This is a genomic window from Microcystis sp. LE18-22.4A (assembly GCF_027531105.1).
GTDB classification, from domain to species: Bacteria; Cyanobacteriota; Cyanobacteriia; order Cyanobacteriales; family Microcystaceae; genus Microcystis; species Microcystis aeruginosa.
On record NZ_JAPZRB010000504.1, the window covers coordinates 1 to 12120 of the forward strand.

Consider the following 12120-nt stretch of genomic DNA (forward strand, 5'->3'; position numbering starts at 1 on the left):
CTATGACTTCGTTTCTCAGGAATTGAGAGCGGCGGAAGACCCGGAATTTGAAACCTTCTACACTAAAAATATTCTGCTTAACGAAGGTCTGAGAGCTTGGATGGCTCCCCAAGACCAACCCCACGAAAACTTTATCTTCCCGGAAGAAGTATTACCTCGCGGTAACGCTCTCTAAGGATGGCAAGAAAATTTACCGAATAGGGGGAAGGGTGAAGTTAAATCACCCTTCTTTTTTGTTGATTAACGCACCTCAAGCAACTACTACTCATTTTCTGGATACCCCTGTAAGATAAACTAGAGAATTTCTTGGAGATAAAAACAATGTTTCGCCAAATTTTATTATCTAGTCTGGGTTTGTTGCTAATTTATCCCCTGGGGAGCGAGCCAGCAGCGGCCAGAACCATGAGAGTTAATTGTGAAAGTCAAAGCGGTCGCACTACTCGCTGTCCCGTCAATGCTCGATGGGCCCAGGTGAGATTAACCCGCACTCGCTCCGCTGCTCCCTGTGAGGGTAATTGGGATTTCCAAAACGGCAATATTGTGGTGAGAAATGGTTGTCGGGGCGAGTTTGAGGTACGCATGGACGACCATCACGGTAATGTTGGTGGCGGTTGGGAAGGTAATGTTTACGAAGAATTTCGCCTCCCCAATATCGGTCGTTTTGTCGTTGATCGCCGCAGTTATTATGATAGTGGCAGAATTAGAGAATTTGATGCGATCGTCAATGGCAGTCGCGAGCGTTGGTGGGCTAATTGTCGTGGTGGCGAACTTGGCAGCGGTAGTCGTCGCATCCGCTCATCCCGGGAAATCGATCGAGTAGTGGACTTTGTTTGTGAGGATCGGGGTTAAATATAGAAACCAAAACTCTATCTAGGGCTTGCTGAATAAATCTAAAAACCTTGTTGGATAAGACTTTTGGACTTTGTTCCCCTCAAAAAGTACCAGATATGGGAGTGATCAGGGGTAAATTCAGGGACTTTTTCCCTGAAAATTAGGTAATTGACCCCCTCAAAATCGGTAAAACCCCACACCCCACACCCCACACCCTACACCCTGCCCCTAGGAAAAACTTTTTCAGCAGACCCTAAATAATCTTCCGGTTGCCGTTTGCCAAGCTCAGAACTAGGATAGGAGAGAACGAGGTATTAATGCAGCAAGAGAGGTTTAGACTGTGACCAATGTAGCGATCGATGTCCGATTAACCGAGACTTCTCTGTGGCAATGGCAAATATGGCAAGGATTGCCCTATCTTACCTGTAATCTCCTAGAGGACTGGTCCCACGGCTTTTTTACCCGTCATTATTACCCCCAAACCCCGGAAGCTTTTACGGCTGCTCTGGGGGCAAATGTACCGGTTTATCGGGTCAAACAGGTACATGGCGATCGCCTATTAAATCCCCAAGGGATTACTAACCCGGAAATTGTCGAAGCGGATGGAATTATCACCGATGCTTCCGGTCAAGGGATTTGGGTGGCCAGTGCTGATTGTACGCCCGTACTAATAGGCGATCGCTCTACTGGTGTTGGGGTGGCGATTCATTCTGGATGGAGAGGGACGGCCAAAAGGATAGTTCCCAAAGCAGTAAAGCAGTTATTAAACTCAGGTAGTTGTTTAGATAACTTAGTGCTGGCCCTGGGGCCGGCAATTGCCGGGGAAGTGTATCAAGTAGAGGCAGAAGTTGCCGTAGAAGTGGGTTTAAGTTTATTCCCCCAAGAAACCAATCCCGACCAAATTCTGGCGAATTTATTGAACCTGTCCCCCTCCCCCTTATTTGCTGACGAGGAAAAAGGAAAAGTGCGCTTAGACGTGCGACGGGTGATTTATCATCAACTACAACAGTTAGGAATTCGGGATGAACAAATTGCGATCGCTCCTTTTTGTACCTATCAACAAGAGGATCATTTTTTCTCCTATCGTCGGGAAAAAGCCAAAAAAATTCAATGGTCTGGCATAGTTAGCCGTTAATAACTCGGTGGACATTCACTGATTACTGCTCACTGATAACTGAAAAATCCCCCCTCTCCCATGCGTATTGTTTTTTTCGGAACCCCGACTTTTGCTGTTCCCACCCTAAAAAAATTATTAGCCAATCCCGATATAGAAGTAATTGCCGTCGTTACCCAACCGGACAAGCGCCGGGGAAGGGGCAATCAATTAATCCCCTCACCGGTGAAACAAATAGCCATAGAACAGCAAATACCGGTTTTGCAGCCCAAAAGTGTCAAAAAAAACGCTCGAACCTTAGATTTTCTCAGACAATCGCGGGTGGATGCCTTTGTGGTGGTTGCCTACGGACAAATTCTCTCCCCAGAAATTCTAGAGATGCCGAGATTAGGCTGTATTAACGTTCATGGCTCAATTTTACCGAAATATCGGGGAGCAGCCCCCGTGCAGTGGTGCATCGCTAGGGGAGAAAAAGAAACCGGCATTACCACCATGTTAATGGATGCGGGCATGGATACCGGACCGATGCTACTGAAAGCCTACACCCCGATCGCTCTTTTTGACAATGCCGAACAGGTGGGAGCAACCCTAGGACAAATGGGGGCGGATTTGCTCCTAGAAACCCTCTCTAAGCTCGATCGAGCAGAAATTACCCCAATTCCTCAAAATAACGACGATGCCACCTATGCCCCTTTAATTCAAAAATCTGACTATCTAATCAACTGGCAAGATTCGGGCCGGAGAATTCACGATCGAGTCCGGGGTTTTTATCCTCATGCGCTGACCACTTTACGGGGACAACCCCTAAAAGTGATGGCCACTATTCCCCTAGAGGATCTCGGTCAACTTCCTCCAGAATTACAGACAAAAGACCTTTCTCATCTAAGCGGAGAAGTGGGAGCGATCGTGGCTCTCTGGAAAAATTTCGGGCCGGTAGTGCAGACGGGTGAGGGTTTATTATTATTAAAAGAAGTGCAATTATCGGGAAAATCACCGCGTTCTGGTGGGGATTTGGTTAATGGTTCCCGTTTAACTATCGGTGAGATTTTCGGTCAATAGTTTTCAGGGGATGGCTTTCCTTTGCTCCTCTATGCTTCACCGGTGAAGATTTTTTTCAACTTGCGAAAGCGATCGGAATAACTTCTTAACACTTCGATCGCAAACATGGGCGTTTCCTGCACGGCAAATAAAAACTGCGGTTGATTGAGATAGGCTAATTTACAATCAGTTTTGGCAATAGCTGTGGATTCTCGCAGTTTATCCCCATGCAGGAGCGCTCCTGCTCCGAATACATCCCCTTTTTCTAGAGTTTCTATCAATTGTCCCTTGATATACATCTCCACTTCTCCGCTAAGAATACCGTACATTAACTCGCCCTCCGTGCCATCGGCAAAAATAACTTCACCAGCTGGAAAAGTGCGATCGGGATGATTTTCGAGAATTTTAATCGTTTCTACGGGACTTAACATGATTTAACAATAATTTTTTCGGGTTATCTCTCCCATTTTCCAATACATTGAACTCCCCGATCATCGTTTTTGTATGTAAGAATACTTGAAACTTCTCTACCTGACAAAGATTCGGTTTGACTCTCAGAAATGCTTTGTTTAATCCTTGTCGGGGAGAGAAAATTTCCGTCTTCATACCTTTATCCTCTTCCTACCCAACCCGATTTTTGAGTGTATTTTTTTCTCTCTTATCTTTGCTCAAAAACCCTATATATATGGGCGCACGGATTCCCACTATACATGAAGTATAAAGCAAGTCTCGCCATTTGTCAAGGGTTTTCTGAAAATCTCCCCCACTTCCCGCTTCCTTGAGAAAATACCTAGTTTAAAACTGTTCGATCGCTGCTTGCGTAATTTCTGCGATCGCTGCTAAACTGGGACTGACCTGGCCGATATCGGTGGATAACCAGAGAAGATACTCCACATTACCCGCAGGTCCGGTAATGGGAGACCAAGTTAAACCCCGATAGAACCATCCTAGGGCTTCGGCGGCCTGTAAAACCTGAAAAATCGCCCCCGCTTGGTCTTGGTGGTCGCGAACTACCCCTTTTTTGCCGACTTTTTCCCGTCCCACCTCGAATTGGGGTTTGACCAATAAAATCGCTTCTCGCGGTGGATTTAATAGCGTCCACAGGGTCGGTAAAACTTTGGTCAGGGAAATAAAAGACAGATCCATAACTGCTAAATCGGCGGGTTTTTCCTGTCCGTATAACTTTTCTGGGGTTAAATAGCGAAAATTAGTTCTTTCTAGTAAAATAACCCGTTCATCCTGCCGTAAACTCCAGGCCACTTGTCCATAACCCACATCGACCCCATAAACCCGTTTTGCCCCTTTTTGCAAGAGACAATCGGTAAATCCCCCCGTGGAAATGCCTCCATCTAAACAAATGCGCTCGCGGACATCGATGGCAAACAATTCTAAGGCCTTAGCTAATTTTTCGCCCCCCCTTGACAAATAGGGCAGTTTCTGCTTAACCTCGATCGCCGCTTCTGGATCGATTTCTGTGGCAGGTTTATCGATGATTTGGTGATTGACTTTCACCTCTCCAGCGCGAATTAATCGCTGTGCCTGTTGACGGGAATCACAGAGATTTTTGGCTACTAATAATAAATCTAATCTTTGTTTCGGCAAGGAAGGCCTCCCAATAATCAGCGCCTAATTCTAAAAAATACCTTATTTTTCCGCCAGCAATCCCAGAAGGAAGATTATAACTAAAGATAGGGACAAACGGAACCCATCAGCTAAATTTTCGCTGCCATCCCGATATTTTATGGATAAAGAGACTCGATTCGCCATTTTAGTTATTGGCATCCCCTTTCTAGGACTAGCTTACTGTGGCTTGATTTTTGCCGTGATGATCTATTGGGTGTGGGCCCGGGAACATCCCGTGACCATGGCCACTTTTTTCGTCCTTGCTCCTTCTTTGATTTCTGGCTCTATCTGGCTGTTAGCCTCCTATAAAGCCCGCCAAAAGCAGCGTTTAGGGTTATAATTGGCAAGACTATCCCATCGGCCTCTAGAGAACAACTAATGTGGGGCAATGTGGGGGTGAATTGCCTTCACCCTCCCCTAGATAACTTTTTCTGATCACCATAACTAGGGGAGAGCCTTAAAGATTAGATATTTTTCTGGTGATAGTTAGGATGAAAGGTTTCCAAGCAAGACTGATTAAATAGCCCGATCCTGCCACTAAAATAATTGTCGCCCCCGAGGTGAGATTTAAACTATAGGATAACCACAAACCCACTAAAGTAAAGACAATTCCTAAAATAATCGCTAGGATCATCATTCCCTTCATATTTCTAACAAATTGTCCACTGATAGCGGCGGGAATAGTTAATAAAGCAATTACCATAATTAATCCTACCACCTGCATTACTGCCACAATAGTTAAAGCGGTTATTCCCATTACACCTAAATAAATTACCTCCACGGGAATATTGCGAATAATCGCAAAGGTTTCATCAAAAGATATGGCTAACAACTCCTTATAAAAGATACTAACTAAGGTTATAATCAATATATCTATGCCCGCCATTATCCATAAATCATCCCTCGGTACAGTTAAAATACTACCGAAAAGATAACTCATTAAATCAGCTTTATAACCGGGGGTTAAATCAATAAAAATTACCCCAATCGCCATACCAATCGCCCACATAACCCCGATTAAAGTATCGGCTCTCTCCCGGATGCGACGCTGTAAAAAACCCATGCCTAAAGCCGAAAAAAAGGTAAAAAATATCGCCCCCACCAGGGGATTAATCCCAAAAAAATAACCGATTCCTATCCCTCCATAGGCAGCGTGAGCGATTCCACCACTGATAAAAACCACGCGATTAACTACTACCAAAGTACCAACAATCCCACAGGCAATACTAACTAATATTCCTGCGGCAATCGCATGGCGCATAAAATCAAATTGTAAGGCCTCTAGCATAGGGTGTGGGGAAGTGGGGAAGTGGGGTGTGGGGAAGTGGGGAAGTGGGGAAGTGGGGAAGTGGGGTGTGGGGAAGTGGGGAAGTGGGGAAGTGGGGTGTGGGGGAGTGGGGAAGTGGGGAAGTGGAGCATTTGGATGAAATTTCCCTATCACCCTATCACCCTATCACCCTATCACCCCAAAACCCTATCACCCTATCTCCTAACGACCGACTCCTGACTCCTGATAACTGATTATTGATAACTCTCAATTACTTGACGAAAATCGCTTTTTTGTTTGACTCCGCGCATTTCTTTTACTAATTCCCGCTCCTTAAAGAATTGTACCGTGGGAGTCCCGGTTACTTGACCCATTTTGGCAATTTCTGGGTCAGCTTCGATGTCAATTTCCACAAAATAAATTTTGCCATCGTACTCATCGACCACTTTATCTAAAATCGGTTTCAGGGTTTTACAGGGGCCACAGGTGGGAGAAACATATTTGACCATTAACAAGCGATCGCCATCGTGGAATAATTTCCGTAAAGCATAACCCCCAACGTGACGGGTTTTGTGAATATCAAAAGTTTCCTCCGTATCGGCCGGGGTTTCGCTAACGGTTTTCGTCTCGTAATGTTCAGAAGTGGCTGATTGACGGTATTCTTGGATTAAATTATGCTCCGATAACCATCTTTCTGCCAATAACGCCGCCATACACCCCGTACCTGCGGCAGTGATTGCCTGACGGTATTCGTGGTCCTGCACATCTCCGGCGGCAAAAACCCCCTCGACGCTGGTAGCAACAGTCCCCGGTTTGACTTTCACATAACCCACCTCGTCTAATTCTAGTTGTCCTTGGAATAGGGAAGTATTGGGAGTGTGACCGACGGCATAAAATAACCCTCTAACGGCTAATTCGCTGATTTCTCCCGTTTGCGAGTTTTTAATGCGTAATCCCTCCATTTTACTGCCTGTACCGAACACATCCACCGCTTGGGTGTGAAAATGAACGGTAACTTTCGGATTATTTAACACCCGGTCCTGCATTGCTTTCGAGGCACGCATCGCTTCCCCGCGTATCAATAAATGGACGTGAGAGCCGTATTTAGTTAAATATACGGCTTCTTCTGCCGCCGAGTCACCGCCACCAATCACAGCGAGGTTTTCCTCTCTAAATATCGGTGTAGCACCGTCACAGATAGCACAAGCGGAAATCCCGTTACTCCAGAATTGGGCTTCGCTGGGTAATCCTAAGCGTTTGGCGGTGGCTCCCGTGGCGATAATAATACTATTGGCCTTAACTTCCCGGTCCGTGGAACGAATGGTAAAAGGACGCTGACTTAAATCCACCGAGATAACATCTTCGGTATAGCATTGGGTCCCCCATCTTTCGGCCTGTTCCTTCATTCTTTCCATCAGCTTCGGACCGGTGATTCCTTCGGGAAAACCGGGGAAATTTTCTACTTCTGTGGTGGTCATCAATTGTCCCCCCGGAATGCCTCCCGCTTGGAAACCCTCAAACATCAAGGGTTTTAAGTTCGCACGCGCCGCATAAATCGCCGCCGTATATCCCGCGGGTCCCGAACCAATAATGACTAAATTCTCGACAGTCATAACCGTAAATGCAACTCATAACGACTACGCTTTTTAGTATAGCAGATAATGTCGGGTAGGTTAGACGACGATAAGTTAGATAAGCTGTTCGTAATTTAAATTGCTTGTTGAGACGAGGCAAGAGGCACTCTTGCAAAAGGCAACAGTAAAGGGATTGGGGGAGGTTCGGCTAATCTAAGAATAAGCGGTTTAAATGCGTCTTAGCTTAGTTTACCCATCAGTTTAATATGCGTCCTAACCCAGCAAGAAGTAGATTTCTGCCTAAAAATCCAGAATCTCTCGGATAATAGCTTTCAAATCGGCATCAGCAGGACGTTTGACAAACTGCTCATGGCTATAAATCCAAACCAGTTTAATTGTGTAGGTAGTCGCGCTCACTAAATACATTAATCTAATTTGCCCCGCAGCACCTTTTGAAACCCGGATATGGAGCTTATGAAAAGTCCAGCCTTCCGGCAACTGAATTTTCCCCGGTAGAGGTTCCTGACGGGAGTTATGAGGATATTGGTCGTCGATTAAATCTTCTAAAGTTTTGGCAATAAGTTCAACAAAGCTATTTTTGTGAACTTTTGCCAGTTTTTTGAAAGAGCGCTCGAAGTTGTCAGAAGATTCAATCGAGAAGGGAATTGAGCCAGTCATGCACTTCTCCTTTCCCAATACGATGAGAAGATTCCGTCGCCAATGCTTCCTTCAAAACTTCAGACATGGCTGCTTTGTAGGCCGGATGTTCCTGTTCTATCAAATCAAGCTTTTGATAACCTAATGCTTTCATATCATCAAGGAGAATTGGCTCTGTGGAACTTTCTTCTGGTGGCAGACCTTTACGAGCCTTTTTCCAAGGAAATTCCGCGTGAGTCATGTCACTCAACCGATAGGCGTGGTAGTTACCGAAATATTGCCAAATTTCTGCTAAAAGTTCTTTTTTCTCCGATGGCAGCCCAGACAGGCATTCTTGGCGAGGAATTGGTAATTGTTCAGCCTCAAAATCACTGTAGAACTTATAAGCAGCAGGACAAACCGGACCGTAACGCCATGCTTGAATTTCCTCCTTAAACAATGGTTCATCGTATAGGGCCAAATGCAAGCTCTGTGCATAATATAAAAGCTTTTGGACTTTCATATTAGTCATTTCAGCGTCCATACCATCCTCGTAAGCTCTGATAATAAAGTAGCGAGCCACAGTCAGGCAGTCAATCATAGATCCACAAAATTTCTAAAATATCGACCTATGACCATTGTAGAAGAAATTGACAATTAGTACAAGTGTATGAAGAAAGCTTAACAATGCTCATGGGGGAATGGACGAAGTTTTAATATTTTTCGTCACCGACTCTACCAGTGGGTGAAGTCTGCCGCAAATTGAGATAGGGATAAAAGCTTAATGCGGGTATCTTGAGCAACTTTTTGGCGCATTTGGGCGGTATTATATCCCCAATCGGCTAAATATAAGCCCACATCGTTTAAATCGGCTTGTTGCTCCACTAATTCCAACGCATCGAGACGATCCTCGACAAACCACAAATTAGCGGGAGATTCTGGTAAATCAGCTAGTATTTGCTGAATAGTCAGGTATTTCGGCTGTTTAATTTCCTTGCCAATTAATCTCGCTGCTGGAAAATTAATTGCTACTTTTTGTAACAATTGCTTGACAAAACGACTTTCTTTTGTAGTGATAATATAGACCAAAAAATCCGAGTCTAAAAGAGAGGCCAGGCGATTGATCGCGGGTTGATAAAATTGATGTAAGGCTAACCAAGACTCTAGATCCGACTCAATCCATTGATCCCTAAGACCATCGAGAGCATTTGAGAGAACTTTTTTCGCTATTTTATCCCTTTCTAGCAGATTTTGAGCAATTGACGGCCAATTATTTAAAGCTTCCCCGTCGGGAATACCGAGAACGAGCGATCGCAACAGTAAAGGCATTTCCCAACCGGTTTCGATAACGGGACGAAGTTGCGAAAACCTCGGGAAAAAATCCTCGGGAATTATTTCCGGCCAAAGGGTTTCATAGGTGCGTTTGCTAATCTGAAAATACTCGATCATGCCATCACAAAGAACACCATCAAAATCCAGTGCTAGAATACGGGGGGATTGACTCATATTTTTGCGTTTATATTCTTCTTCAATTAGTTTAATTAATTTATTGGCATAACTAGCATCTCTTGTTGCCACTCCATGAATAAAGTAAATCAGCATAATAGATTTATCTCAATAAGCGGTGATCGTAATCTCTCTTAATATACCCTTCTAGCTTCAGAAAAATATCAGGATGGAGCGAGATATAGTAATGCACAATTAATGCGATTTGTCAAGAGATGGTGGAGTGATTATTTAGGTTCTCTCTCCACTGACCAATCCTCTGAGGATAATCCCATAGTTTCTACTCCTTTTACACAAAAATAGTAGATATCTTTGGCGGAAAAATTAGTTTCTACTATAAAAACATTATTTTCAAGTTTTTGAGGTCGGCGAAATTTTGTGTCATCTTTCGATAAAAAGCGAGGAAACTCTAGCACAATCTCTTGAAACTTTTCAGGGTCTAGATCATAGAGAGTATTCAGGGTACAAATTAGTACATCTTTCCAAGTTTTTACTGTTTGTTGTTTACCACGAATAATTAGTTTTTTTGGTTTTGTATCCTTGACGGATGCAGTTTCATTGACCGGCAGCGAATCATCGCCAAAATAACTCCAAATTTTTATAATACGCTCGGCCAAATATTCCGCACGTTGTTCAATATCTTCTTTTTGCCATGAGTTAATACTATCAAAGTATTTATTGATTTCAAGATGGCTTTTATGGAGTTCTTCTTTCTTGTGATAAAAATCTTTATCCGACAGTTCTCCATTATAAGCCGTCAGGGTTAAATTACCCAAAGTATGCACAAGAAGTTGATGAGTAATATCTGCATCTGTTCCTAAATAATCTCTCCACTTATCATTTAATTTTTGCGGCATAATATGTTCAATAGTCAGGCGAGAATCACTTAAATTTATAGTTTCTCGATGACCAAAAGATTCTTCGATCGCACCAAGAATAATTTTCGCTTTTTCGCTGCGATTTCCTCCGTATAGTTTGATAGTTATTAACTTTTCTTTAAAATCATTATCTTTTGGGTAGTCTTTCTTTTGAAGAGAGATTTTTAATCTTTTAATAAAAGGTTCAGAGTTTAAAGCAGCATCTTTCTGAACTTGGGAATATAGTAAAGCAAAAGTTTTATTAAGTCCGCGGGTCTGAATACCACAAACAAAACGACGAACAAGAAAGTTTTCAAGGGTTTTCAAAACCTCTATAAAATCCTTTTCAGATAATTTGCTATTTTCCCAGTCATCATAACAATTTAAAAGAAATGGATAGATAGTAGAGACTTCTAGACCTTGGAAAGAATCGAGATATTTACGAATACTAGAATTAGTTTCAAGCGTGGGAGTGATTAGTTTGGCATAATACATAGAAAATGTATATAAGTCCTCTATATAGAGAGCAGGATTATTATCAGCTAGTTTATTTTTAAAGGCAGAATAAATTTCGTTATTTCTAATTTCTGCCCCACTTTTTGATAAATAGTGACGGATAAATTCTGTTAAATTATCTCCTAGGTTTTTTTGCATCGGCAGCCAGTATCTATCATATAGTGTCTGTTGCTCCTCTTGACGAACCTTCATAAATAAATGATTACGAATTAAATCGGCCTCAGTTAAAGGCTGCCCCGTGGCATTCAAACTTTCAAATACTAGGTAGGGATCATCATCATTACCAAGAGTTATATTGACCAAGGATAAGTTATTACAGATAACTTCTGTTAGTTTATCTAACGAATATGGTTGTTCATTAATCTTTCTTTTAAAAAAGAAATAACATTGGGATATGGTATTTTCCTTGTCACTGATTTTGTTATTGATTACAGACTGAAAATATTCTCGATCTAATTGGGTAGGTTGAATTCTAAAGTAATCAGAACCTTTTTTAAACGAATTAACAAGAAATGTTATCTTAATTTCTTCACTTAACTCGTGTTTTTGTTTGTCTTTCGCTACGTCTCGCAAGGCAGCAAAGAGCAGAAAAATAGTCGTTAAACGTTGCTGTCCATCAATTAGCAGATATTTATTGACCACGCCAGAGTTAAGCGAAACTTGAGTTTTAACTATCGAACCCATAAAATGGGGACGAGGGTTTTCTTGACCGTATAAATAGCTGATGTCATCCCATAAATCTTCCCAATCTTTCTTTTTCCAACTATAAGTGCGCTGAAATAGTGGAATTATATATTGTGTGTTGCCTTGAATAATTTCTTGAAGAGTAACTACCGATGCTTGCATAGACGCTAGTATAGGAAGATTGACCGATTATTCCTAGTATTTATCACTCTAACACAGCAATTTGGCACTGTCTAGGATCCTGGCGGTGGCTTAGGCCTTGCTAACTCACTCTCAGAGTCCACTTCATCGGGGAGATGAAGTTAAATAAAGTTATCTGCCACCAGATTATTACTAAGCTTTTACGCATTTAAGTTACATTGACAGCATTACCCTTATTTTTAAGTTTTCTACTCCATTTAATAATCAATCCCCCTTCATTTAAAAGCTGATTGACTACTTTTTCCAGTTCTTCTTTATTTTCAAATTCTCGAT

The 12120-nt window shown here is 42.6% G+C and carries 12 protein-coding genes and 3 pseudogenes; 5 read left to right on the forward strand and 10 right to left on the reverse strand.

The window, feature by feature from the left end:
- The 4 genes from O9295_RS21710 to fmt form a co-directional block, all read left to right on the forward strand.
- Positions 1-175, forward strand: a 175-nt coding sequence (locus tag O9295_RS21710) for a photosystem II protein D2 (protein ID WP_287661855.1), incomplete at its 5' end; no start/stop codon positions are given.
- A gap of 146 nt (positions 176-321) precedes the next feature.
- Positions 322-849, forward strand: coding sequence for a DUF3011 domain-containing protein (locus O9295_RS21715; RefSeq protein WP_149973801.1), 528 nt, complete (start codon positions 322-324; stop codon positions 847-849).
- 322 nt (positions 850-1171) lie between these two features.
- Entirely contained in the window at positions 1172-1966 is a 795-nt protein-coding gene (pgeF, locus tag O9295_RS21720; protein ID WP_002759681.1) for a peptidoglycan editing factor PgeF, read from the forward strand.
- Positions 1967-2026: 60 nt separating this feature from the next.
- Positions 2027-3004: a methionyl-tRNA formyltransferase gene (fmt, locus tag O9295_RS21725; protein ID WP_079209327.1), complete on the forward strand. Its 978-nt coding sequence runs from the start codon at positions 2027-2029 to the stop codon at positions 3002-3004.
- A 29-nt stretch (positions 3005-3033) separates the two neighbouring features.
- On the opposite strand, the gene O9295_RS21730 is transcribed toward fmt, so the two are convergent.
- From O9295_RS21730 to O9295_RS21740, 3 genes and pseudogenes are all read right to left on the reverse strand, one after another.
- A complete protein-coding gene (locus tag O9295_RS21730; RefSeq protein WP_002759683.1) occupies positions 3034-3414 on the reverse strand; it encodes a cyclic nucleotide-binding domain-containing protein in 381 nt (126 codons plus the stop codon).
- Between the two features lie 82 nt (positions 3415-3496).
- Positions 3497-3589, reverse strand: a pseudogene (locus tag O9295_RS27970) (type II restriction endonuclease); the annotation flags it as partial.
- Positions 3590-3778: 189 nt separating this feature from the next.
- On the reverse strand, positions 3779-4585 hold the full coding sequence (locus tag O9295_RS21740; RefSeq protein WP_147072968.1) for a TlyA family RNA methyltransferase: 807 nt from the start codon (positions 4583-4585) through the stop codon (positions 3779-3781).
- Positions 4586-4724: 139 nt separating this feature from the next.
- On the opposite strand from O9295_RS21740, the gene O9295_RS21745 reads away from it, so the two are divergent.
- Complete coding sequence (locus O9295_RS21745; protein WP_002796056.1) at positions 4725-4946, forward strand: hypothetical protein; 222 nt, start codon at positions 4725-4727, stop codon at positions 4944-4946.
- Between the two features lie 117 nt (positions 4947-5063).
- Here O9295_RS21745 and O9295_RS21750 read toward each other — a convergent pair whose 3' ends face one another.
- The 7 genes and pseudogenes from O9295_RS21750 to O9295_RS21780 form a co-directional block, all read right to left on the reverse strand.
- Positions 5064-5894 (reverse strand): metal ABC transporter permease, encoded by an 831-nt coding sequence (locus O9295_RS21750; RefSeq protein WP_288035292.1) that lies wholly within the window; start codon positions 5892-5894, stop codon positions 5064-5066.
- 233 nt (positions 5895-6127) lie between these two features.
- A complete protein-coding gene (gene trxB, locus O9295_RS21755) occupies positions 6128-7486 on the reverse strand; it encodes a thioredoxin-disulfide reductase (protein WP_288035294.1) in 1359 nt (452 codons plus the stop codon).
- A gap of 261 nt (positions 7487-7747) precedes the next feature.
- Complete coding sequence (locus tag O9295_RS21760; RefSeq protein WP_190722379.1) at positions 7748-8125, reverse strand: hypothetical protein; 378 nt, start codon at positions 8123-8125, stop codon at positions 7748-7750.
- Positions 8097-8684 (reverse strand): Panacea domain-containing protein, encoded by a 588-nt coding sequence (locus tag O9295_RS21765; protein ID WP_190722380.1) that lies wholly within the window; start codon positions 8682-8684, stop codon positions 8097-8099. Before O9295_RS21765 ends, O9295_RS21760 begins: the two co-directional genes overlap by 29 nt.
- A 905-nt stretch (positions 8685-9589) precedes the next feature.
- Positions 9590-9685, reverse strand: a pseudogene (locus O9295_RS27975) (HAD family hydrolase); the annotation flags it as partial.
- A 131-nt stretch (positions 9686-9816) separates the two neighbouring features.
- Positions 9817-11808, reverse strand: a complete 1992-nt coding sequence (locus tag O9295_RS21775) for a DUF262 domain-containing protein (RefSeq protein ID WP_002780837.1) — start codon at positions 11806-11808, stop codon at positions 9817-9819.
- Between the two features lie 187 nt (positions 11809-11995).
- Positions 11996-12120 (reverse strand): annotated as a pseudogene (locus O9295_RS21780) (IS630 family transposase); the annotation flags it as partial.

What these genes read in the sequence shown, in the direction of transcription:
- O9295_RS21745 (WP_002796056.1), top strand. Translation starts at nt 4,725, where the DNA reads ATGGATAAAGAGACTCGATTCGCCATTTTAGTTATTGGCATCCCCTTT.
- O9295_RS21775 (WP_002780837.1), bottom strand. Translation starts at nt 11,808, where the DNA reads ATGCAAGCATCGGTAGTTACTCTTCAAGAAATTATTCAAGGCAACACA.
- fmt (WP_079209327.1), top strand. Translation starts at nt 2,027, where the DNA reads ATGCGTATTGTTTTTTTCGGAACCCCGACTTTTGCTGTTCCCACCCTA.
- O9295_RS21715 (WP_149973801.1), top strand. Translation starts at nt 322, where the DNA reads ATGTTTCGCCAAATTTTATTATCTAGTCTGGGTTTGTTGCTAATTTAT.
- O9295_RS21765 (WP_190722380.1), bottom strand. Translation starts at nt 8,684, where the DNA reads ATGATTGACTGCCTGACTGTGGCTCGCTACTTTATTATCAGAGCTTAC.
- trxB (WP_288035294.1), bottom strand. Translation starts at nt 7,486, where the DNA reads ATGACTGTCGAGAATTTAGTCATTATTGGTTCGGGACCCGCGGGATAT.
- O9295_RS21730 (WP_002759683.1), bottom strand. Translation starts at nt 3,414, where the DNA reads ATGTTAAGTCCCGTAGAAACGATTAAAATTCTCGAAAATCATCCCGAT.
- O9295_RS21750 (WP_288035292.1), bottom strand. Translation starts at nt 5,894, where the DNA reads ATGCTAGAGGCCTTACAATTTGATTTTATGCGCCATGCGATTGCCGCA.
- O9295_RS21760 (WP_190722379.1), bottom strand. Translation starts at nt 8,125, where the DNA reads ATGACTGGCTCAATTCCCTTCTCGATTGAATCTTCTGACAACTTCGAG.